Annotated in this window: 20 protein-coding genes; 3 read left to right on the forward strand and 17 right to left on the reverse strand. The window is 62.7% G+C overall.

Annotation, left to right across the window (positions count from 1 at the left end; translation table 11 throughout):
* The 5 genes from ACJD00_RS14170 to ACJD00_RS14190 form a co-directional block, all read right to left on the reverse strand.
* Entirely contained in the window at positions 1 to 348 is a 348-nt protein-coding gene (locus tag ACJD00_RS14170; RefSeq protein ID WP_418907552.1) for a DUF202 domain-containing protein, read from the reverse strand.
* The gene (locus ACJD00_RS14175; RefSeq protein WP_309409520.1) at positions 345 to 725 is read right to left on the reverse strand and encodes a YidH family protein; all 381 of its coding nucleotides are present in this window, start codon (positions 723 to 725) and stop codon (positions 345 to 347) included. The genes ACJD00_RS14170 and ACJD00_RS14175 overlap by 4 nt, the downstream gene beginning before the upstream one ends.
* 28 nt (positions 726 to 753) lie before the next feature.
* Positions 754 to 1,473, reverse strand: a complete 720-nt coding sequence (locus ACJD00_RS14180) for a hypothetical protein (RefSeq protein ID WP_418907553.1) — start codon at positions 1,471 to 1,473, stop codon at positions 754 to 756.
* A 140-nt stretch (positions 1,474 to 1,613) separates the two neighbouring features.
* Positions 1,614 to 2,150, reverse strand: coding sequence for a methylated-DNA--[protein]-cysteine S-methyltransferase (locus tag ACJD00_RS14185; protein ID WP_418907554.1), 537 nt, complete (start codon positions 2,148 to 2,150; stop codon positions 1,614 to 1,616).
* Positions 2,147 to 3,766 carry an AlkA N-terminal domain-containing protein gene (locus ACJD00_RS14190; protein WP_418909340.1) on the reverse strand — a complete coding sequence of 540 codons (1,620 nt, stop codon included), beginning with the start codon at positions 3,764 to 3,766 and terminating at the stop codon, positions 2,147 to 2,149. Before ACJD00_RS14190 ends, ACJD00_RS14185 begins: the two co-directional genes overlap by 4 nt.
* A 161-nt stretch (positions 3,767 to 3,927) precedes the next feature.
* On the opposite strand from ACJD00_RS14190, the gene ACJD00_RS14195 reads away from it, so the two are divergent.
* Positions 3,928 to 5,952, forward strand: a complete 2,025-nt coding sequence (locus ACJD00_RS14195) for a S9 family peptidase (RefSeq protein WP_418907555.1) — start codon at positions 3,928 to 3,930, stop codon at positions 5,950 to 5,952.
* A 60-nt stretch (positions 5,953 to 6,012) separates the two neighbouring features.
* Here ACJD00_RS14195 and ACJD00_RS14200 read toward each other — a convergent pair whose 3' ends face one another.
* The 8 genes from ACJD00_RS14200 to ACJD00_RS14235 form a co-directional block, all read right to left on the reverse strand.
* Positions 6,013 to 8,517: a DUF5129 domain-containing protein gene (locus ACJD00_RS14200; RefSeq protein ID WP_418907556.1), complete on the reverse strand. Its 2,505-nt coding sequence runs from the start codon at positions 8,515 to 8,517 to the stop codon at positions 6,013 to 6,015.
* A complete protein-coding gene (locus ACJD00_RS14205) occupies positions 8,514 to 10,007 on the reverse strand; it encodes a hypothetical protein (RefSeq protein ID WP_418907557.1) in 1,494 nt (497 codons plus the stop codon). Before ACJD00_RS14205 ends, ACJD00_RS14200 begins: the two co-directional genes overlap by 4 nt.
* A 39-nt stretch (positions 10,008 to 10,046) precedes the next feature.
* Positions 10,047 to 10,967, reverse strand: a complete 921-nt coding sequence (locus tag ACJD00_RS14210; protein WP_418907558.1) for a sigma-70 family RNA polymerase sigma factor — start codon at positions 10,965 to 10,967, stop codon at positions 10,047 to 10,049.
* 25 nt (positions 10,968 to 10,992) lie between these two features.
* Entirely contained in the window at positions 10,993 to 11,436 is a 444-nt protein-coding gene (locus ACJD00_RS14215; RefSeq protein ID WP_418907559.1) for a carboxymuconolactone decarboxylase family protein, read from the reverse strand.
* Positions 11,437 to 11,647: 211 nt separating this feature from the next.
* The gene (locus ACJD00_RS14220; RefSeq protein ID WP_418907560.1) at positions 11,648 to 13,072 is read right to left on the reverse strand and encodes a dihydrolipoamide acetyltransferase family protein; all 1,425 of its coding nucleotides are present in this window, start codon (positions 13,070 to 13,072) and stop codon (positions 11,648 to 11,650) included.
* 22 nt (positions 13,073 to 13,094) lie between these two features.
* On the reverse strand, positions 13,095 to 14,072 hold the full coding sequence (locus ACJD00_RS14225; protein ID WP_418907561.1) for an alpha-ketoacid dehydrogenase subunit beta: 978 nt from the start codon (positions 14,070 to 14,072) through the stop codon (positions 13,095 to 13,097).
* A gap of 2 nt (positions 14,073 to 14,074) precedes the next feature.
* Entirely contained in the window at positions 14,075 to 15,220 is a 1,146-nt protein-coding gene (gene pdhA / locus ACJD00_RS14230; protein WP_418907562.1) for a pyruvate dehydrogenase (acetyl-transferring) E1 component subunit alpha, read from the reverse strand.
* 119 nt (positions 15,221 to 15,339) lie between these two features.
* Positions 15,340 to 16,455: a histidinol-phosphate transaminase gene (locus tag ACJD00_RS14235; protein ID WP_418907563.1), complete on the reverse strand. Its 1,116-nt coding sequence runs from the start codon at positions 16,453 to 16,455 to the stop codon at positions 15,340 to 15,342.
* Between the two features lie 72 nt (positions 16,456 to 16,527).
* Here ACJD00_RS14235 and ACJD00_RS14240 point away from each other — a divergent pair, with 72 nt between their 5' ends.
* Complete coding sequence (locus ACJD00_RS14240; RefSeq protein ID WP_418907564.1) at positions 16,528 to 16,914, forward strand: phage holin family protein; 387 nt, start codon at positions 16,528 to 16,530, stop codon at positions 16,912 to 16,914.
* On the opposite strand, the gene ACJD00_RS14245 is transcribed toward ACJD00_RS14240, so the two are convergent.
* Positions 16,911 to 18,248 (reverse strand): lipase family protein, encoded by a 1,338-nt coding sequence (locus ACJD00_RS14245; RefSeq protein WP_418907565.1) that lies wholly within the window; start codon positions 18,246 to 18,248, stop codon positions 16,911 to 16,913. The genes ACJD00_RS14240 and ACJD00_RS14245 overlap by 4 nt on opposite strands.
* Before the next feature lie 15 nt (positions 18,249 to 18,263).
* Positions 18,264 to 18,539: a hypothetical protein gene (locus tag ACJD00_RS14250; protein ID WP_418907566.1), complete on the reverse strand. Its 276-nt coding sequence runs from the start codon at positions 18,537 to 18,539 to the stop codon at positions 18,264 to 18,266.
* A gap of 171 nt (positions 18,540 to 18,710) precedes the next feature.
* Between ACJD00_RS14250 and purB the strand changes: the two genes are divergently transcribed.
* On the forward strand, positions 18,711 to 20,117 hold the full coding sequence (purB, locus tag ACJD00_RS14255) for an adenylosuccinate lyase (RefSeq protein ID WP_418907567.1): 1,407 nt from the start codon (positions 18,711 to 18,713) through the stop codon (positions 20,115 to 20,117).
* A 70-nt stretch (positions 20,118 to 20,187) separates the two neighbouring features.
* On the opposite strand, the gene ACJD00_RS14260 is transcribed toward purB, so the two are convergent.
* Entirely contained in the window at positions 20,188 to 21,177 is a 990-nt protein-coding gene (locus ACJD00_RS14260; protein ID WP_418907568.1) for an aldo/keto reductase, read from the reverse strand.
* Between the two features lie 349 nt (positions 21,178 to 21,526).
* Positions 21,527 to 23,077: a nucleobase:cation symporter-2 family protein gene (locus tag ACJD00_RS14265; protein ID WP_418907569.1), complete on the reverse strand. Its 1,551-nt coding sequence runs from the start codon at positions 23,075 to 23,077 to the stop codon at positions 21,527 to 21,529.
* Between the last annotated feature and the right edge of the window lie 205 nt (positions 23,078 to 23,282).

Genomic DNA, 23,282 nt, shown 5'->3' on the forward strand with positions numbered 1-23,282 from the left:
CTAGACGGAATTGGTGTAGGCGGCACCTAGTACGATGGCCATCCCAAACACGGCGAGCGCACAGACGATCACGCTGAGCACCACCACCGACAGCGGTGCGGGGTGAGAACGTTCATCGCGAATCGAGGCGCTGCCTTGGCGATAGCGCACGGTCTGTAGGGCGATGACCAGTAGCGCGCCTCCGAGGCACAGCAGGAGCAACCCCACGGCTAGGTCATTGAGCAGATGCACCCAGCGCAGACTGAGCAGGCCGACGATGGCCATCGAAAACCCGGTGCGTAGCCATGCCTGTGCCGTGCGCTCCGGTTGCAACCCAGCATCCGCGTGTGGCGGCTGTACGCGCCTCATAGCACTCGGGTAATCACAAGCATCAGACCCGCCGCTCCCAACGCCGAGGCGAGCGAGACCAGCGGAACAATCAGCGGTACCGGCAACGAGCGACGATGGCGCATCGCCGACTCGACCCTGAACCACCGGACACACGCACCGGCGGCCAGCAAGAAACCGATCATCAGCAAGATGAGCGACAATACGGTCCGTGTGGCGGCCGGGAAGATCTCGGCGGTAAAGGCCTCAACGGCAATGCCGCCACCGATAAACGCGAGTGAGGTGCGGATCCAGGACAGGAAGGTGCGTTCATTAGCCAGGGTGAATCGTGGGTCAGGATCCTGCCCATGTGGGAAGACACGACGGGTTAGTCGGCTACGAGGCTCTTCACTACTCACGGTTCTATCCTAGAACCTCGTCCGTGCGCTACTGGTCGGCCTGCCGTAGGCTCAGCAGGATCGCCTCCAAGGTCGCGTAGTCCGAACTAGACAGGAATTTCTGAGCCTGTTCTTCGCTAAGCTCCTCTCCGTCCGCGGCTATTTCTTCAACGTAGTCGTGCAGCACCCCGAACATCGGAGCCTGCCGATCGTTAAGTTGGAAGTAGCTAATATCCGGGGCTTCACCCCGTTTGGCGAGCACTTCATCGTCCACCAGTGCGATGTCCAGCCCAGCGCTACGTTCCCCATCTTCTTGGTCTTCCGATACCCAGTACTCGGCGAATTGGCTCGTCGGCTTGTACTTCAGATTCGGTGCCGGTTGCTTAGTCAAGATGGTTCGTTGGTAGAGATTGGTGTCTCCATCGGGTGAGGTCGCACTGTTGGCCGCAAAATACATGGCGTGCTCACCGTTGGCATCGCGGATATCCCACTGACCATATTCATTTTCATTGCAGTCCCCTTCGCAGTACTCCCCCGGCTCTATGCTCCAGCCTTCGGGCAACATCAGCACGATGCCAAACTTCTCCACGCGCTGGGTGAGCTCTTCGGGGGTCGCCGAGGCGGGAGCCGAAGACTCGGTTGGCGAGCTACTCGTGGGACTTTCAGATGTTGGGCTTGAGGGTGGGTTCATGGGACTGGGTGCGGTGCAGGCGGTTAGTGATAATACGGCCACCGCGCCGATCGCAGTCAACATTGGATACTTAGCCATGGGGTTGCTCCTTCGCTCGGAAAATTTGCACACACCCCGGTCTAGGGACTGCCATGCTAGCCACATGGTTAGTCCAAATCAAGACCTAAAGACGGAGGTTCTGCGCGGCAAACCGGCGACCCCTCACTACGCGCCGCGAGCTACGCGGTAGGCAAAAACCCCTCGCGCTCGAGCAGGCTGCGCTTGATCGCCAGTCCGTAGCGAAACCCTCCTAAGGAACCGTCTGAGCGACGCACGCGATGGCAGGGCACAAACAGTGCCGCCGCGTTCATGGCACAGGCCGAGGCCGCGGCACGCACGGCGGCCGGACGGTTCGCCCGTTGCGCATACTCCGTGTAGCTGATGCACTGCCCGGCCGGCACCGTGCGCAGCACGTCCCAGGCCAGCATGCGAAACTCACCGGACTGCTGGCGCACCGCCACACGCTGAGGCGCGGATAGATCACCATCGTAGTAGTCGCTCAGCGCACTGAGCACGGGAGCGAGCCGACTGTCGTCGGATCCGGCCGCCACCTGCTGCAACTGGTCGATCGGCTGCCGCAAGCTTGGGTGAATCAGTGTATTGAGCGCCGCTAGGTCGTCACTAAAGCCAGAGGCCAATAGGCTGCCCTCGCTCACAATAAGGCTAAAGGGTCCATCGGGGGTGCTGACCGTGGTGGCAAGGTGTTGTTCGGTCATGACTCTGTTCTCCTACGTCGAGGGGTCGGATTGGTTAGCGCGGCGGACCACAGATGCAAACTGGCATAAGACCGCCAGGGGGCAAAGTGTTCGGCCGCAAAGTCGCCGAGCGCGCGATGCGCCGCGGCGGGCTTGAGCGAAGGATCGATCAACCCCAAGCTCCGGGCCCCGGCCAGGAGTGCCACGTCGCCGGGCATCCAGGCATCCGGGTCGGCCAGCACCCGCAAGGCGATATAGCCTGCGGTCCACGGACCGATGCGCGGAAGGGCCACAAGTTGCGCGGTCAGCTCCCGAGGGTCCACGGCGCAGTCCACGGCTAGCGCTCCGCTGATCATGGCCTGGGCGCTGGTGCGAATCGCGTTGCTGGCCTGACCGGGAAGACGCAGCACACGTTCCGGGTCGAGCGGCTCGCCGGGGTATACCTCGGGGACGGCCTGCAAGATCTGCTCATTGGTGGGGAAGAGCCTGTCTAGGCCCGGGAAGCGAGAGGAGTAGGGCTCACCGGCGTGGGCCACCAACCGGTTGAGGTGACCGCGCGCCGCGGCGACGCTGATCTGCTGCCCAACCTGGGCACGCACCACCATCTCTTGGGGATCCGCTGCCCCCGGCACCCGGGCACCGGGTCGTGCCGCGACAAGTGGTTGGAGCACCTGCACGGCCGACAACGCCTGATCGACGGCGGCCGGGTCAGCGTCGAGATCGAAGACTCGACGCAAGCGCGCCAGAGCCGGAGCCACGTCGGTGACCTTGCTTAGTTCCAGTCGGCCACGCAACTGCCACTGCCCGTCGCGCGCGCGCTCGGCCAGTACTTCAAAGGCCCCTGGCCCGCCCGGCAGCCGCAGGGTGCGGGCGTACCGCAAGCGCTCGGCACTCATTTCCACGCTTTCGATGCCAGCCAGCGCGCGTTGCGCCAGGAACTCAAAGAGGCCCGGCGCATCATAGGGTTGACGCACCGGCAGGTCGATATCCAGCAACACGGCATCGGCCGTTCCAGTGCCATCCGCCGACTCCTCGTGGGCCGGACGACGGTGGGCCCGCGCACGTAATTGCGAGGGCGTGGCGTCGAAGACCTCACGGACACAGTCGTTGAACTGGCGTACCGAACCAAAACCTGCGGCAAATGCCACTTGCCCCAGTGGCAGGTCCGTCCCCGTCAACAGCGCCCGTGCGGATTGCGCGCGCCGGGCCCGGGCCAGCGCGAGCGCACCAGCCCCCAGCTCGGAGACCAAGAGCCGATTCAAGTGGCGCGGGGTGTAGCTCAGTCGCACGGCCAGCCCCTCTACCCCTTGCCGGTCGATGACACCATCGTTGATTAACCGCATGGCGCGCGCCGCGGTGTCCGAACGAATATCCCACTGCGGCGTGCCCGGCACCGCCTCGGGTAAGCATCGTTTACAGGCGCGGTATCCGGCCTCATGGGCGGCGGCCGAGGTCAGGTAGAAACGCACATGTTCGCGTTTAGGGGTACGCGCCGGGCAGGAGGGCCGGCAGTAGATGCCGGTGGAGGACACGGCGGTATAGAACTGTCCATCGAACCGTGCATCGCGCGCGTCGATGGCCCGATAACGCTCCTCAAAGCCGCGCTCGCCGGGCGCGCAGATGGGATTTTCGCCCATGATGCTCCCCTGTCCCTTATTGCTGGTCATACTCCATAGAAACACGAGCCCGGGAAATATTCTGGCGGGTTTCGGACACGAGGGTGAACTCGCTCCCGAGTAGCGCGCAACGTTGGGCAAAGCTCTGGAAATACCGAGTCAGCCGTGACAGGATGTGAACCATGGCACATGCTAAGCAACTATTTCACGATTTGGATGACTACGTCGCCGCACCTCGGCACGAAACACTACGCTTATCCCCCGACGGCACTCGCCTGGTCACCTCGATCAGCTCGCTGGATGACGATGGCACCGGCTACCAAAGCGCGCTGTGGCAACTCGACCCGCAGGGCGTGTTGCCGGCCCGACGGCTGACGCACGGCAAAACCGGCGAATCCCAGCCGCAGTTCGCGGCAAACGGCGATCTACTGTTCACCGCCAAGCGCTCCACCGAGGAGAACGCCACCGCCGAGCTCTGGCGCCTACCGGCCGCCGGCGGTGAAGCCCATGTCGTGGCCTCGCACCCCGGCGGGATCGGACAGGTTCATCCCTGCCCGGCGAACCCGAACACCCTGCTGGCTCAGGCGCTGGCGCACCGGAGTCCCGCCGATCTTGAACAGGAGCAGGAACTTCGCGATAACCGTCGAAAGCAGAAGGTATCGGCCATCCTGCACGATGGTTATCCGGTGCGCTACTGGGATCACGATTTGGGTCCGGCTACCCCACACCTGTACCGTGCCACCCTCGACGTAGACCCCAAGGCACAGTTGCACGATCTCACCACCGGAGTGCGCGGCGAACTGCTCGAGGCCTCCACCACCGTAGCCCCGAACGGTAGCTACCTGGTGAGTACGTGGAACCAACCCGAGGGACGCGGTGCAACCGTCGCCGGGCTGGTGCGCGTCGACATGCTCACCGGCGAGCGCAGCGAGCTTATCCGCGCCGATGACGAATACGAATACTCGGTCTATGCCATCAGCCCCGACTCCACCCAGCTGGCTTACACTCGGTGGCGTCGCGCCACGGTCGAAGAAACCATGGACTGCACGCTATGGATCATGGATATGGAATCCGGTGAACAGCGCGAGGTGGCCCAGGGGTGGGACCGCTGGGCCAATGAACTAGTTTGGCTACCCGATGCCAGCGGCGTACTACTCTCCGCCGACGAGGATGGGCGTTGCCCGCTCTTCCTGCTGCGTTTCGACGGGCGGTCGCCGGTGCGGCTGACCGATGAGGGCGCCTATTCGAACCTCTCCGTCAGCCCGGATGGCGCCACCGCCTACGCGCTCCGGGCCAGCTACGAATACCCGGCCGAACCGGTTTCCGTGCAACTAACCGGCGCGCACGAGGTCCTGGCACTGCCCTCGGCCATGGTCCGCCCGGAGCTACCCGGTACCCTCACGGAGGTCGAGACCACGGCCGCCGACGGCTCGCGCATCCGCGCGTGGCTGGCCCTTCCGGCCGGCACCGACGCGCAGCACCGTGCACCGCTACTGCTCTGGGTTCATGGCGGACCGGTGGCCTCGTGGAACGCGTGGTCATGGCGCTGGAATCCGTGGCTGGCTGTCGCCCAGGGGTACGCGGTGCTCCTGCCGGATCCAGCGCTGTCCACCGGCTACGGCCGAGACTTCATCCAGCGTGGCTGGGGCCGGTGGGGCGCCGAGCCATACACCGATCTGATGGCCATTACCGATGCCGTGGAAGCACGCGAGGATATCGACGAATCTCGCACGGCGGCCATGGGCGGGTCTTTCGGTGGCTACATGGCCAACTGGATTGCCGGGCACACCGACCGTTTCAAGGCCATCGTCACCCACGCCAGCCTGTGGGCCCTGGAAGGATTTGGCAAAACCACCGATGCCTCCTTCTTCTGGGAGCGCGAAATGTCCAAGGCCATGGTCGATGCCAACTCGCCGCACCATCAGGTCGGACAGATCACCACGCCCATGCTGGTGATTCATGGCGATAAGGACTATCGCGTACCGATCGGTGAGGGGCTGCGTCTCTGGTTCGAACTACTGAGCGCTTCCGGTCTGCCGCAGACCGCCGATGGTTCGACCGTGCACCGATTCCTCTATTTCCCGGATGAGAATCACTGGATCCTCTCCCCGCAGCACGCCAAGATTTGGTACCAGGTGGTCTTCGCCTACCTCGCCGAGCATGTGCTGGAGCAGGGGCCGCAGCAGCTGCCCGAACTGCTCGGCTAGGCATCGACCCGTCTCACCGGTGGATCCGAGTCTGACTCGGCTTCACCGGTGAGCGGCGGGCTAACGCATCTCACGCCGCCCGAGGTCAATGAAGGCCTCGGCACGCTGCGTGACGTCGGCGTCGCGGGCACCCAGGGCGGCGATCACCCCGGCGAGGTGTTCGACCTTGGCCGCGTACGCCGCGGTCAACCGCTCGGAGAGGGCCGCCGAGCGCAGATCCTGCACTTCGCGCCAGGCCATCACCAGACCACGTTCAAACAAGCGTTGCCCCGCCTCGGCGGCAGCCGAGGCCTCATCGGCACCAAGGACCGCCACGGCATTGAGCCGGGACTCGTCAAGTGAACCGGTGAGTTCCTCCAGACGGCGTTCCGCGGCACGTAACCGCGGGCCACTGCTGCCAAAGCTGACCCAGCGCAACAGTAGAGCCCCCAGCGCAAGGGCCACAGCCACCACGGCGAGCACTGTGCACACGATAGCGACATAGAGCAGGAAGAACAGCACGCCATCGGATACACCGATATCCCGGTATCCGTTATTTTCTAGGTCGTCGGCGAAATCCTCTAGCACGTTGGCCACCTGAATTTCACGGTACTTGCTCGCGTGCAGCAATCCGTATTTCCAGTCGGCCGGTGAGCGGAAACCCCAGTCGCCCATATTGGTCACCGAACTGATCATTCCGGGCACTGCCCCCTGGCCGTCGCTGGTGATAAATAGCGGCACAATGTTCTCACCGGCCTTCAGCTCTTCGTTCGGCCCGAGCAGTTCCGGTAATTCTGCCTTGATTCGCCCCATTGCCTCGAGTAGTGAGCGCGGGCTGGCCCCGGAGACCTTACCCGCCTCGCGATACTCGAGTTCGAGATAGGACTCGGCGTCTCGAATAGCCACGGTGACATGTTCACCGGCCGGTAGTTCGCGGTCCAGAGTTTTACGCAGGGCCGCCAGATCGAGGTACTGTCCCGGACCGTCGACCCGAAGTTCTATCTCGGCCACGGGGCTGGTGGGTGCCTTGGCGCGCATCGTTAGCTCATCCACGCCGAGTCCCGCCGGAACAATCGCGCCGACCAGCACGAGGACACCGGCAGTGATCCCCACCCCGCGGGTGATGCGTGCCGAGCCTCCGGTCAAGCGCGCAACCAACGTAGCCAGCGGGTGTTTTCCTGCCGTGTCTCGGGGCGCCAACGGCGGGTCGAAGGATGGATGTGGGCCCAGGATCGCCGCGGCGAGCGCGTTGATCTCCGCCAGTTCAAATCGCGCGTCGAGATGCCGGCGGGTTGGCAGCTTGAGCGATTTGCGCAAGGTTGTCAGCGCCGCATCGGGTAGCCGAATCGGCTGGGTCCGGCCGCGCGGATAGCTCCGTAAATGTTGGTGCACGTCACGCAGGTCTGCGAGCAGCTGCGCTTCGGCCTCGCCAAAACGCGCCAGCAACTTCTGGCTCGGTTCGCCGCGACGTGCCACCGCCAGCATCCGGTTCAAGTCCGCGCGCAACGTGTTTTGTTGCGTCTCGGTGAGGATCTGCGTGCTTCCCTGCGCGACGCGGGTCAGCAGTTCGGTGACTCCGTCATAGAGGGGGCGCAATAGCCGGTCAAAGGTATCGGAGAGCCCGGCCAGTTCGGCATGCACCGATCCGGCACCCATAATCGAGTCGGAGAGCACCGTCAGTCGCGCGGCTTTGGCCTCAAATTTCTCCAGCAGTCTCTCGGTGTCGGCGCTCAGTGCCTTTCGGCGAGTGAATACCCCTTCGACGACCTGTGATTCCTGACGGGCCAGGTCGAGGGAGAGTTCGTTGAGCCGCACAAAATGCTCGGTATAACTCGCCGGCCGCTTATTCTCCGGCACCGTGGCATAGGTGACTTCAAGTGCCTCGAGGTCGAGCACCACACGGGCCAAGTGGCGCTGTGCGGCGCGCAGGCGGCGGTAACGTCGTGCCCAAAGCAATTGCCAGCGCCCGGCCATAATGAGGCTCAGTGCACACAGCGCCGCCCCGCTACTAAGCGAGGAGATCCAGAGCACCGGGTTACGGTTCGGCGCATCGATGCGCTCTGCCGCCTCCCGGGCGGCGGCCAGCACGGCCTTCGGCCCGTGGCCCAATCCGAGGTTGCGTTCGTAGGCATGCAGAATGTCGTAACGCAGCTCGGTACGTGTTTCCTTGGCTTGCTCGAGCTGGACGTTGACCGCCACCCCGTTGAAGCGCTCTTCGACCCCGTAATCCTCGTCCTCAAGTTTTTCCATCTGTGTGGAGAGCAACAGGTCGTTGTCCATCTGTTCGCCACGCAAGATTTCATCTGCGCTGAGGTAGCGGTCGGTGACCGTCAGGGTCAGCGGACGCCACGCAAGGATAGGGTCGCGGATTGAATCGTTGATCGCTTGCTGGGTGATCCCCCAGGGATTGTCGCCCTGAACGCTGATCTGGACCGGATGCGTGGGGGCGCGTCCGAAGGCAAGGGCCGCGTTAGTACCGACCACCGTAGTGACCACCGCTGCAAGGGCGGCCAGTACCCACCACAGCGAATAGGGCCGACGCAGTGCGCGCCCGAATTTATCAAGTCCGTAACGTGCCCGGCTCATAGGCTCCCTGCTTCCAGCGCCGTCAACTCCCGCAGCGCGGCGAATATGTCCTCCGGTTCATTTTCGAGATCAGCGGCCCTAGCGCCCGGGGCATTCTCGCGGACGGCTTGGCGGGTGTGTGCTGCGGCGGCGTACAGCGCGGCGAAGCGTTCGACCAACTCCCAGCGCTCGTTTGGCGACGTCTGTGATGTCTTGAGCCGGTCCACGCTCTGGGTCAGTTGCTGTAATTCGTGGAACTGTTCAAGGATCTCGGCACGCAGTTGGGCGCCAGAATTCTTCTCGCGACCCTCAATCGCCTCGATCTCGGGCATCAGCCGCTGTAGGGACTCGGAAAGGGCCACGCCGGTGCGTTTGAGGTAGGTGCAGGCCTCGGACCAGTTTCCGGTGACCACCTGCCCGTGGTTGACCAGGCGTTGGGCCTGCATGCACCATCGCCGCTGGGCCCGCAAATCCCGCAGGGCGTCGGGTGCTACCTTGCCCTGGTCCTGCTTCTGCCGGTGCACCTGCTCGAGCACCGCCTCGGCGCGCGTCAAACGGTCCGCTCTCTGGCGCAGATGCTCCCGCCAGCTCTCGGCCAGTACACCGTCGCCGAAGGGGTCGGGTGGGGTGCTCTCGCGCAGGCCGCGCAACATTCCGCGCACCGCCACCAGCTCGGTCGCGGCCGCGGCGACACGCGTGGCCTCCTGCTGCTGACGGCGAGTGCGACGCCCCCGCCGTGCCAGCAGGCCCACAACCAGTCCCGCGCAGGCCAGGGTCAGGCCCGCCAGTAACCAGGTTGTTGCGGGCCAGCGATTCGGCGCCCAACCGTCAGGTGCCAGCGTGTAGCCAAGGGAGACATAGTCCTCGGAACGCGCGGCAGTTATGGCGGCATCCAGGGTCAGTGCGGCCGCCTCGGTACGCTGCTGTTCGGCGAACCATTCAGAGATCTGAAGCACCAGTTGCTGTCGCGCGGCGGTGCCGTGCGTCAGGTTGCGCCCATACTGCACATCCACCTCGGGGGCGCCGGTGTCCTGCTGCGGTAACAAGACCCCGATCACCACCCAGTCCTTGCCCACGTAGCCCAGGCGTTTGCCGTTCTCGACCCAGTCGTCGGCCAGCGCATCGCTGGAACCGAACATGAGGATGGCCCGGACAAGCTGTGCCGCGCCCTTGAGCCGGGTCGGGTGGGTGTCCACCCCTAGGAGTATGCGCACGTCCTTGGACGCGGCCTGTCGCTCAAAGCGTTGCACAAGCCCGGCGGCGTCCACCGAGTCCACCCGGTCGCCCACCGCCAGATAGACATGTTCTGACTGTTGCACGACATCGGGGAACGTGATGGCCTGCTCGTCGTCGCGCTCATCGGTGCTCGGAGCGGTGGGAAACACCGGCTCGGTCATATCGGTTTGAGCTGCCGCCGGCGACAGGAAGCCAACACTGATCAGGCCCACCGAGCACAGGGCCAGCAGCGCATTGGATACCCTCAGACGGTGGCGGGGCCGATGGAACCTCACGGCGGGCAACCTTTCGCGCTGGTGACAATAGCCCATAGTCTAGCCGGGTTCGGCTCCAGCCTGTATGACGGTGACCCGACGGTGGGTAGGTAGATATCCAAGCTTCTCGGGGTTGCACACGATAAGGACCCGTTGCCCTCCATCGTGAACCTGGGCGAAGAACACCACGTCTTGCCGCTGGGGCGCCTCGAAAAGCAGCGCGAAGCCGCCGTTGAGCGCTAGTTCGAACACCTTGCGGTCCGGATGTTTTGCGCTCGTTCCGATCAGGAACCTAGCGACCTTTTCGGCTCCAAGTATTGGGCGACGAGCCGCGCTCAGGTGGCCCCCACCATCGGAGTGCAGCGACACCTCATCGTGCAGTAGCGCGGCGACCCGCGCCACCTCACCGCTAGCGATCGCCTCGAGTAGCTGGTACGCATAACGCCGTTGGCTCTCCGTGTCCGCACGCCGTGTGGGCGGGTCGCCGATTTTGCGTTGCGCGCGGGAGACCAACTGGCGGGCCGACGCCGTGGTCAGTTCCAGGATCTGCGCAATCTCTGCATAGGGCAGTTGCAAGGCATGGCGCAGCACGTAGGCCGCACGCGCCTCGGGTGAGAGCACCTCCATGAGATGCAATACCCCGAGCTCTAGGAGTTCGCGCTCCTCGGCCTCTTCGTCCGGTAGCAGCGCGGTGTCGATCGGCTCAGGAAGCCATTCGCCCGGATACTCCACGCGTCGGCGCGTGGCCGAACGCAGTTGGTCGACGGCCCGCCGCGTGGTCATCGTGCGAAGCATCGCCGGCCACGACTGCACTACGTCGGCAGCGTGAGCATCCAGTGCGGCCAGTTGCGCGCCGACCTCGGCCACCGCATCCTCGGCATCACTCCAGGAGCCAAGCATGCGGTAAGCCAAGGCGGTTAATTGCCGGCGTTGCTCCTGCCAGACGGCGATCGGAGGCAACGCTGTTGCATCGGTGCTCACCTGCCGATCGTAACAAGTCGCTCCGTTAGGCACGGACCGGTGGCTCCAAACGGGTGGTGATGGCGATCCGGTTCCACACGTTAATGGTGGCGATGGCCAGGATGAGGTTGCCCAAATCCTTCTCCTCGAAATGTTCGGCGGCCTCATCCCACACCTCGTCGCTGACGCCTTCGGCGGGGTCCAGACGAGTTACCGCATCGGTGAGCCGCAGGGCGGCCCGCTCGGCCACGGTGAATAGCGGCGAATCGTTATAGGCGGCCACCGCGAAGAGCTTCGCCATGGAGATGCCGTGCTTCATCCCATCTTGTGAATGCATGTCCGTGCAGTACGAACATCCGTTGAGAATGGAAGCGCGAAGTTTGATCAGTTCGTATAGCTCCCGCGATACCGACTTGGCGGAATAGGCTTCCATTCCCAAGACGGCGGCGTAGCCAAGCTTGTGGGTTTTATTCATTGGCAAGCGGCTCATGGTGCTCTCCTGAGGTTCTCGTTCCCAGGTACCGTTCGGCGAACGGCCCTCATAGAGACTGTCGAGGCGACCGCCCCAGATGTGACAGCACGCGCAGAAATATTTGCGCCGCATGCCCCAGGCCCACTTCCGCCCTCCGTTAACGCCGCAGGCGGCGGGCACCTCGAGATCATCGAAGTGCCCGCCGCCTGCGTTCCAAGTGCGGGTGCCCTCAGTCCAGCAGCATGGCCGGTTCCTGCATGATCGAGGCGACATCGGCCATAAAGCGCGCCGAGAGATCGCCGTCGACCACGCGATGGTCGAAGGAACCACCCAGGGTGGTGATCCAACGCGGTACCACCTGACCATCGACAACCCACGGCTTCTGTTTGATCGTGCCGAAGGCGACGATCGCGACCTCGCCCGGATTGATGATCGGGGTGCCGATGTCGATGCCGAGCACGCCGATATTGGTGATGGACAGGGTTCCATCGCGCATATCCTCGGGGCGAGTCTTGCCCGCACGGGCGGTGGCGGCCAGCTCGTTGAGCGCAATGGCCAATTCCTTCATGGACAGATCCTGCGCGTCCTTGATATTCGGCACCAGCAGTCCGCGCGGGGTGGCGGCGGCGATGCCCAGGTTCATGAAGTGCTTCTGGTGGATCTCGTCGCCATTCGGTCCCGGAACCCACGAGGCGTTCACCGACGGGTTGCGCGCGGCGGCCCAGATGACGGCCTTGGCCAGGACCAGCAACGGCGATACCTTAATGCCCTCGAAGTCACGCGACTTCTTCAGGCGCGCCACATACTCCATGGTGCGCGTCGCATCCACGTCGACGAAGATCGACACATGCGGTGCCGTGAAGGCGGAGTCCACCATGGCCTTCGCGGTGGCCTTGCGCACCCCGCGCACCGGAATGCGTTCGATGCGGGTTTCCGGTGCCCCGGTGCCCGGACGCCAGTAGGTCGGGGCCGCTGCGTGTTCGGCCTCGCGCTGAGCCTGGTAACTGTTGACGTCCTCGCGGGTCACCTCGCCCTGCGAACCGGTACCCACCACATCGTTGATGTCGATGCCCAGTTCCTTGGCCAGTCGACGCACCGGCGGTTTAGCCAGTACCCGGTCAACGAAGTTGGCCACGGCCGGCTTGCGGCGATCCACCTCTCGGGCCACGACCTGGCTAAAGCCCTGGGCGCGGCGGGAGATCTGGTCGGCCAAGGCGGCCGGGGTCCCGCTGGCGCGCACCGAGGCCGTACGTGCCCCGGTGGCGCTGGGCTCGGGACGATTCACTCGGGCACGGCGGGTCGCGGAGTCGGCCGTCGGCCCGGAGCCGACCAGCGGCCCGGGTTCCTCGCTAGCCACCGGTGCCGCGGTGCTCAGCGCCTCATTAGGCTCCGGTACACCGGTCGGCACCGGCGCCGCTCCGTCCTCGTTGATGGAGATCAGCGGTTCATCTACCTGCACGGTCTCGCCCTCCGCCGCGTGCAGTTCGGTCACTACACCGGCGTAGGGGCTCGGTAGCTCCACGAGCGACTTCGCGGTTTCGATCTCAACAAAGATCTGGTTCACCTCGACGGTGTCCCCCACGGAGACCTTCCAGGAGGCCACATCGGCTTCGGTTAGGCCCTCGCCCACATCGGGAAGATTAAAGGTCGTCATTATTACTCCTCGTCAACCGTGACTAGTACGCGAATGAGCGGTCGAGCGCTTCGAGTAGCTTGTCGATATCGGGCAGGTACTGGGACTCAACCTTGGAGATCGGGTACGGCATGTGGAATCCGCCCACGCGTAACACCGGTGCTTCCAGGGACAAGAATGCGCGTTCCGAGACCCGGGCGGCGATCTCCCCGCCCAACCCGCCGAAAGTTGGGGCTTCGTGGGTCACGATCAGTCGTCCGGTTTTTTGGACCGACTCGAGGATGGTGTCGAAATCGATCGGCGACAGCGAGCGCAGGTCGATGACCTCGACGCTACGGCCATCCTCGCGGGCGGCTTCCGCCGCGGCCAGCGCAACGGGTACCAACGGACCGTAAGCCACAATGGTCGCGTCTTCGCCGGGGCGCACAACCTGCGCCTTGAAGGCATCGAGCGCCGGAGCTTCGGTGTCCACCTCACCCTTGAGCCAGTAACGGCGCTTGGGTTCGAGGTAAATCACCGGGTCTTTGCATTCGGCGGCCTGCTGGATCATCCAGTAGGCATCGTGTGCGTTGGAAGGGGTAATGACGCGCAAACCGGCGGTGTGCACAAAGAGTGCTTCGGGCGATTCCGAGTGATGCTCGATGGAGCCAATGCCGCCACCGTACGGGATGCGGATAACGACCGGGACGTTCAAACGCCCCTCGGAGCGCGCATGCATTTTCGCCAACTGGGTGGTGATCTGGTTGAAGGCCGGGAACACGAAGCCATCGAACTGGATTTCCACCAGTGGCGAGTGGCCTCGCAGAGCCATGCCGACGGCGGTGCCAACGATGCCGGCCTCACCCAGCGGTGAGTCGATAACACGGTGCGAACCGTACTTATCGATCAGCCCATCGGTAATGCGGTACACGCCACCGAGACGTCCAATATCCTCGCCCATCAGTAGCGCCCGATCGTTGTTTTCGAGCACCGCGTCCAGTCCGGAGGTGATGGCCTTGGCCAAGGTCATGGTCGTGGTCATACTTACTTCTCCCCGTCTGCGGCCTGATCGGCAAAACCGGCTTCGTACTCAAGATGCCAGGCGAGTTCTTCCTGAACCAGCGGATGTGCTTCGGCATACACCTGCTCGAAGGACTTGGCCAACGGTGGAACCGGAAAGGCCATGGCGTCACGACGCACGGTGGCCGCCATTTCATCGGCGTCCTGAGCCAACTGTTCGAAGAAGGCATCGTCCACGAGGTCGTTCTCGCGCAAGTAAGTTTCCAGGCGCACCAGTGGGTCCTTCGGCGCCCAGAGCTTCTCTTCCTCGCTCATCCGGTACTTGGTCGGATCGTCTGCCGTGGTGTGTGCACCTAGGCGGTAGGTGACCGCTTCGATGAACACCGGGCCCTTGCCGGAGCGCGCGTGCTCGAGGGCCCAGCGGGTGACTGCCAGCACCGCGAGCACGTCGTTGCCGTCCACGCGGATGCCGGGCATGCCGTAGCCAGCTGCACGGCTGACCAGTGGCACCTTGGACTGCACCTCGAAGGGCACCGAGATGGCGTACTGGTTGTTCTGGCAGAAATACACCACCGGTGCATTGAAGGAGTTCGCGAACACCATGGATTCGTGTGCTTCGCCCTCGGTGGATGAACCGTCACCGAAGTAGGCCACCACCGCCTCGCCTTCGGCGGCGCGCTTGGCCTCGTCCCAACCATGTTGTTCCAGGTTGACGGCCATGGCATATCCCGCCGCATGGGGTAGCTGAGCGGCGAGCACCATGGTGTACATGTGGAAATTATTCTCGCGGGGGTCCCAGCCACCACCGGAGATGCCACGGAACAAGCGGAGCATCTCGGAGAACGGCACGTTGCGGGTGAGAGCCACGCCGTGTTCTCGGTAGGTGGGGAAGATGTAGTCCCCGTCGCGGGCGGCACGGCCAGAGCCAATCTGCGCGGCCTCCTGACCTCGTAATGGCACCCAAAGGCAGAGCTGCCCCTGTCGTTGCAGGGCGGTCGCTTCCTGATCGAAGCGGCGGGTCATGGCCATGTCACGGTAGAAGTCCCGGAGCATGTCGTCGTCGACGTCTTCGAGGTACGCGTCGTAGAGGGAGTGAGATTGACGTTTCCCCTCGGGGGTCAGAATCTGGATCAGGTCCTGCTCCAATGCCTCGGCTGCGCTACGCGGCATGGATCTCCCTTCAATCAAAATATGCCCCGTGCGGCATACATTCCGCACGGGACATATACGGTTTTTCTAGGTATAAGCCTATGTCAGTTGGCTGTGCAAAGGCGAGAAATAAGCCGAATCTACACGGTGAGCAACGTCGCGTTTTCGCGGCAAAGCTCGATAAAGCGATCGTTTGCCTCCGCTTCACCGATACTCACACGCACGCCTTCGCCGGTAAATCCACGCACCGAAAGCGCCTGGGCATCGGCCAGTTCGACGAAGGCATCGGTCTTGTCGCCAAGGGGCAACCACACAAAGTTCGCATCCGTGCGCGGGATGGTCCAGCCCAGCTCGTCCAGCGCCGCCACGACGCGCTCACGCTCAACCACCAGCGAGTCGACCCGTTCGAGCACCTTATCCATATGCCGCAAGGAGGCGATAGCCGCGTCCTGAGCTACGGACGAGACGGCAAACGGTGTGGCTACCACGCGGATATAGTTCGTGATCTCGGGGTGCGCCACCGAGTAGCCCACACGCAGGTTGGCTAGGCCATGGGCCTTGGAGAAGGTACGAAGCAACAGCACATTATTATGGGCACGGTAGGTGGCAACACCATCCACCGCCTGCGGGGAACGCACAAATTCGATATAGGCCTCATCGAGCACGACCAGCACGTTCTTCGGCACCCGCGCCAAGAAGTCGTCCACTTCCTGCTGGCTCAGACTCGGGCCGGTGGGGTTATTCGGGGTGCACAACAGAATGACGGAGGTGTTCTCGTTAATGGCCTCGATCATGGCTTCAAGGTCGTGGCGCCCGTCCTCAAGAAGCGGCACCGGGACCGGCAACGCCCCGGCCGAGTTCACCACAATTGGGTAGGCCTCGAAGGACCGCCAAGCGAAAATCACTTCGTCCTGCACGCCATCTTCGTTCTGCCCTGCGAAGGTGGCCAGTACTTGGCTGAGTGCCCCCAGCGAACCGGTACCCGTAACAATATCTTCGGCTGGCACGTCAATGACCCCGGACAGTTCTTCACGCAGAGCGGTGCACAGCGGATCAGGGTAACGGTTCAGATCCGTTTGCTCACGGACCGCTTCTTTTACCTCGTCCAACGGCCCGAAGGGGTTCTCGTTGGAGGAGAGTTTAAAGGGCTGCAGCCCCGGAACCGTCACCGGCGGCTTGCCCGCAGCGTATCTAGGCAAGCGGGCCACCACCGGGCGTGGCTGGACTGGATCATGGTTCACGGAATTCTGACTCATGGTGCACAGCATATTAGACCGACTGCCTTCGACACCCACCGGCGATTCAGTTTTATGTGCAAGAGTTACCTTATGAGTTTCCTGATTCGAGTTCTGATCAACGCGCTCGCCTTGGCCGCGGCCGTTTGGATCGTGCCCGGTATTCAAATGTCGCCCTTTGCCGACGACTCGCTGAGCGTTGGGTTGTCGTACGGCGTTATTGGCGTTATTTTCGGACTGATCAATGCGCTAGTCCGTCCGATCATCGCTTTGTTCTCGATGCCGATCACCTGCCTGACGCTGGGCCTGTTTACCGTCATTATCAACGCCGGCATGCTCATGCTGACCAGTTGGCTGACCCAATTCACTCCAGTGGGACTGCATGTCGATGCTTTCTGGTGGGACGCGATCGTTGGCACCATCATTATTTCTATCGTCTCTGCCGTATTGGGCGTGTTCGTCAAGTCTGACAACCGCTAATCCTTCGGTGCCGGGTACACCCGGCGTCCCTGATGATTCAACGGCGGCGCCGGGTACTCGTGCCGGCGCCGCAGTTGGAAGCGCCGCAGTTTCACCGGCCCACCATCCAGACTGAGTTCGCGAACGTTCTCGCGCACCTGCCCGGTGGGCCTTCGTTCCAGTTCGGCCAGATGATTTCCGTAGTTGTGCAGATTATGCGCCTTGCCAAAGAATCCGCTCTCGAACTCGTCGGGGCGTCGCGGACCATCAAATGTCACCGTGAGCTGGTTTTGTTGGTACTGGTTCGGCACTCCTTCAAGGCCCGGCACCATATCCTTGGCGTCCTCCAGATGCAGGCTGCGCACCTGTTTCGGCAACTGGATGGTGCCCACGGGTGACCCGAAGGTGACCGCCTGGTTCAAACGGTACTTCTTGCGCAGAAACGCATTTTTTAAGAGATTGGCCACGTGCAGGCCGCCTTGCGAGTATCCAGAAAGAATGACCTCATCACCGGGACCGGCACCGCTGAGTCTTAAGGCCTCGTCCACCGGATCCTGCAGATTCTGCGACTCTCCCCCGTATGCATCAAGAATGCCCTTGGCATCGAAGGGTAGTTGCCCCCAACTATTGTCTTGGGTGCCCGGCAGCACCACCAGGTACACATCCCGTCCGCGTTGTTCGGCCTGCACCACCATGAACCTGCCCGGATTCTGTTGCGCATCGCGCTCTAAGTAATCGTGGAGTTGGTAATAGCCGCTGAGCCCGCCATCGATTTCCTGGCTCATGATGGGTGCGGTATCGCAGAGCTTCATGCTGAAGAGCCGCCGCGAAGTATCTAGGCCCAGCACTCGAGACAAGGTGCGCAAGACATCGCCGTGGCGTTTGCTCTCGCTGTCGTCCAGATACCCCCACAGTGGACCGGTCAGCATGTCCACGACCAGCCGCACGAGTTGCTCAGTTGTCTGCCGTGGCGGACGCAAGTCGTTCAAGGAGGAACTGACCACCAGGTCGGCCAATTGGTCCAGAAGCCGTCGGTCCGTAATGAGCCGCTGGGCCAGACGCTCGGACTCAATGTAATTCACCATGGCCTGACGTGTACGTTGGCTCAGCTTTTCGGCCTCGGTGGCGGCTTCGCTGGCAAGCGGAGCGGTTGACAGTAGCTTCAGCCACAACTCGTTGAGCGTGTGCCCACGCGGGCCCAAGCCAGCGGCAATGCATTGCGACTGCACGATCTGCTGACAGTTCAGCACCTTGTCCCGCAGACGCAGGACGGTCTGCTCTACCTCACGCAATGAGCTATTCGCCGCATCGCAGATCGTTGCTGCATCCGCGTAGTCGGCTTCGTTGAAGTTCACGACGTAACCCACGGGTCAGCCCGCCATCCGTTGACCCATGATCTGCGCCTCGAGGACATCGAGTTCTCGCTTGGCCACCATCACGTAGTTGGCCGTGTCATCCAATGAGCACTCCAGCATGTGAAGTACCTCGATAAGCTCAAGTACTTTCTCTTCAAAGGACCGCCCGGCGCTGGTGTTCCATGTCAGGTTCGTTATCGAGCCAAGGTTTCCGGCGGTCTGATGGGTCGATTGCCGTGCCCGGACGAGTTCGCTCATCACCCCGTCCAGACTAGAGTCGAAGATCATCACGCCTTACCCTCCTATTCCTTCCTGGTGGGCATTCCTCCGCCCGCTGGCATCATCCTGCCCCTAGCCGGTGAGTACTGCGGGGCATGATGCAACGAGCTGTGGATCGGTCGTGTTCGTTGCGGTGCGCCACAAAAGATGTACCGGCCCGCAAGTGATGGAAGAATAGGAATCATGGCTGAGATTGCGCGCACTTCACTTGCAGATGAACCCCTGGCCCTTGGGGCCCTTGACGGCCGCTACCGCGGTGCCGTCGCTCCCCTGGTCGATTACCTTTCCGAAGCAGCGTTGAACCGAGATCGTGTTCACGTAGAAATCGAATGGTTGATCCACCTGACCGATAACTCCGTATTGCCGGGCACCAGCCCGCTGACGGCCGAGCAAAAGGCCGGTCTGCGCAAGATCGTCACGGACTTCAACCTCGATTCCGTCAAGGAACTGGCCGAGATCGAAGCCGTGACCGTGCACGATGTAAAGGCCGTCGAGTACTACATCGCTAACCGCCTCGAGGGGCTGGGCATCGGCCAGCTCAAGCCACTGGTGCACTTCGGCTGTACCTCGGAAGACATCAACAACCTGTCCTACGCCGTGGGCGTGCAGGGTGGCGTTACACAGGTATGGTTGCCTGCCGCACGGGCGCTGGTTGCCCAGCTGACCACCATGGCCGACGAATCCCGCGACGTGCCGATGCTCTCGCGTACGCACGGGCAGCCGGCCACGCCGACCACCCTGGGTAAGGAATTGGCGGTTTTGGCCTGGCGACTGACCCGCCAGCTCAACCGCATCGAGAAGACCGACTACTTGGGCAAGATCAATGGTGCCACCGGCACCTACGCCGCCCACTACGCCTCGGTGCCCGGTGCAGACTGGCAGCAAATCTCCAAGTCCTTCGTGGAGCACTTGGGTCTGACCTGGAACCCGTTGACCACCCAGATCGAATCTCACGACTGGCAGGCCGAGCTGTACGCGGACATTGCGCGCTTCAACCGGATCCTACACAACCTGTGCACAGACATCTGGAGCTACATCTCCATCGGCTACTTCGCACAGATTCCGGTGGCCGGTGCTACCGGTTCCTCGACCATGCCGCACAAGGTCAACCCGATCCGCTTCGAAAACGCCGAAGCGAACCTAGAGATCTCCAACGGCCTGCTCGACACGCTGGCCGCCACCCTAGTCACCAGCCGCTGGCAGCGCGACCTGACTGACTCCTCCTCGCAGCGCAATATCGGCACCGCAATTGGGCACTCGCTGCTCGCGATCTCTAACGTGGCCAAGGGCCTGGATCGCTTGGACGTCGCCGAGTCCGTGCTGGCCGAGGACCTGGACCACAACTGGGAGGTGCTGGCCGAAGCCATTCAGATGGTGATGCGTGCCGAGGCCATCGCTGGTGTCGAAGGGATGGATAACCCCTACGAACGTCTGAAGGATCTGACTCGCGGCCACCGTGTGGATGCAGATCGCCTGAAGGAATTCGTTGGCGAACTGGGCCTGTCCGCCGAAGCGCAGGCGCGCCTGCAGGAGCTGACCCCAGCTACGTACAACGGCATTGCCGCGCAGCTGGTAGATCACCTCAAGTAGCCAGCACAGAAAACCGCCGGCCGCCGCCCCTTTCAGGGGTCGACGGCCGGCGGTTTCTTAACGTCGGGAACTACCAACGAGGATGAATCTGCCCGCGCAGTTCGACATCGTAGAGTTCACGCGCTGCGGCTAGGAATTCCGCAGAAACGCTGTAGTTGGCGGCCTCGGCATTGTCGCGGGCCTGTTCGGCGTTACGCGCCCCGGGAATGACGGTGCTGATGTCCTCCTGCGCAACCAGCCAGGCCAAGGCGGCCTGTGCGGTGCTGGCATCGGGCAATTCGGTCGAAGCCAGCCGGGCAAAATGTGCTGCCGCCTCCAGCCCGGTCCCGTAGTCAACGCCGGAAAAGGTTTCGCCCACGTCGAAGGCCGACCCGTCGCGATTGTAGTTCCGGTGGTCATCCGCGGCGAACGTGGTTTGCCGGGTGTACCGGTTGGTCAATAGCCCGCTGGCTAGCGGAACCCGCGCAATAATGCCTACGCCCGCTTCTCGAGCCACGGGCAGAACCTGCTCGATTGGCTTCTGTCGAAAGGCGTTGATGATGATCTGCACGGTAGCGACATGCGGACGTTCCATAGCGGTCAGGGCTTCATCTACGGTTTCTACCGAGACGCCGTAGCTTGCAATGCGTTCCTCCTGAACCAGTGTGTCTAACGCATCGTAGACAGCGTCGGAGGAATACACCGCGGTGGGAGGACAGTGCAATTGCACGAGATCCACGGTATCCACCCCAAGGTTGCGACGCGATCGATCGTTCCAGCTACGGAAGGCGTCCAGCGTGTAGGCCTCGGGCACTTGGTCCGCCCGACGCCCCATCTTGGTGGCCACCGTGATTTCGGCATTTGGGTTCTCGCGGCGCCAGCGGCCAATCAGCTCCTCGCTGCGCCCGTCCCCGTATACATCTGCGGTGTCAAAGAAGGTCACCCCGGACTCATAGGCCGTGTCGAGCACCGACAGGGCCTCAGCTTCATTGACGTTCCCCCAGTCTGCACCCAGTTGCCAGGTACCCAGCCCGATAACGGAAACTTTACGTCCGGTTCTTCCTAGTGCGCGTGTTTTCATGCTGTCGAGTCTAATCATCAACATTTACGGTCTCGTGCATAACGGGCCCGAACCAACTCTACTAAGTTGCATCGAATGAATAGAATCCTCGCGATGGAACTAATGCATTCTCTTTCTGGAACGAGGAGCCGATGCGTCAGGTATAGCTGACTGGCGAAGTTCCAGTCAACCGCCGGTAGTTTGGCTATGTCTTTGACCGGCATTGTTTAACCTCCGTAGGCGCTGGCAGCACAGGCTCAGATACCTTTTCACGGTCACCCCGGAATGCTAACGAACCTGAGTCGCGGCAATTGAAACATGCCGCGAACGCCACTATGGCTCCCCAACCTCGCGCTTGGCAGACTTGTGGCTAAAGCGGTGGCATTGGACGGTCGCCGGCGGCACCATATTCTTCGCTGATTACACGAATCTCTAGGCCTTGGCCGTCATAGAGCTTACCGTCGATCATACGGTCCCCGTCCTGCAGGCCTTCGGTTTGATACTTATAGACGGTGCGCGGTGATAGCTCGGCCTGTTTCTTGCGGGTCAGTTCATTGAAGATCACGTTGAGCAATACGGCCATGATGGTGGCCGAGGAAATGCTGGACTGGAAGATCGTGCCCACCCATGCCGGGAAGGTTGCGTAGAAGTCCGGCTTGACCATGGGGATGCAACCGAAGGCCAAGGAAGTGGCGATGATCAGCATATTCATGTTGTCGTCGCGCACCTTGGCCAAGGTGCGGATGCCGGCGGCAGCCACGGAACCGAAGAGCACGATCCCCGCGCCGCCGAGCACCGGTGCCGGGATGGAGGCCACCACGCGCCCCAGCACGGGCAGCAGCCCCAGCACCACGAGGATGCCGCCGCCGGCGGCAACGACGAAGCGGCTCTTCACGCCGGTGATGGCCACGAGTCCCACGTTCTGCGCGAAGGCGGACTGGGTGAAGGTATTGAAGATCGGCGCCACGGTCGAGGAGAGCATGTCGGCGCGCAGCCCGTTGGCGATGCGCTTGGAGTCGACCTTCGATCCGGTGATCTCGGCGACCGCGAGCATGTCGGCGGTGGTCTCGGTGTAGGTCACCAGGATGACGATCATCATCGAGATGATCGCGCCGATTTCGAAGACCGGCGCACCGAAGGCAAAGGGGGTTGGGAAGGCGAAGATGTCGCCCTCGAGCACCTGCGAGAAGTCGGCCATGCCCATGAAGGCCGCGACAACGGTGCCCAGCACGATGGAGAGCAGGATCGAGAGGCGGGAGAGCGCCGGAACCCCGGACTTGGAGAGCACCAGCAGGATCACCAGGGTGATCGCGGCCAGCGCAATGTGCTTCAACGAACCGTAGTCCTCCCCGGCCGTGGCGCCGCCCATGGCCCAGTCTGCAGTGACCGGGAACAGCGACACGCCGATGATGGTGATGACCACGCCGGTGACCACGGGCGGGAAATACCGCAGCAGCCGGGCGAAGAAGGGCGCGATCACGATGCCGATCGCGCCGGAGGCCAGCACCGCACCGAACACCGCCGGCATGCCGCCTCCCCCATTGAGGATGGCGATCATGGTGGCTACGCCGGAAAACGAGGTTCCCTGTACGAGCGGGAGCTGAGCGCCGAAGAACGGCAGGCCCAGGGTCTGCAGGAAGGTGGCCAGGCCGCCGATGAACAGGCAGCTGGCAACCAGCACACCCATTTCGGCAGTTCCCATGCCGGCGGCTCCACCCATGACCAGCGGCGGCGCGATAATGCCTCCATACATGGTCAGCACATGCTGGAATCCGTAAGCAACGGTGCGCCCGGCGGACAGACGCTCATCTTCGGGTCGGGCGGCCGGTGCCGCTGTGCCGCGGGCAGAGCTCAAGGGTGATCTCCTCGTCGGTGGGGGTTGATGCTCACTAGGTCGCTCCAGTGAGCTAAACGACCCCATTAATTCTTCCGCACTGAATACTGAAGACAGCACCCCAAGACGCGCTCAGCGGGTAAGCTATGTCACATTAAGCGCTTAGTGTCTGGATTTTCGCCACTTCCCCGACCCAGCGATTCGAAGTTTGTCGACGCTAACCGCCCTTGTCTTTGCGTCTTTCCTCCGACGAACGCCTCCGAAAAACCCGCTAGATTTCAGACGCGTTACG

Origin of the sequence: Glutamicibacter endophyticus (genome assembly GCF_048457885.1) — a bacterium.
In the GTDB taxonomy this organism is placed as follows: Bacteria; Actinomycetota; Actinomycetes; order Actinomycetales; family Micrococcaceae; genus Glutamicibacter; species Glutamicibacter endophyticus.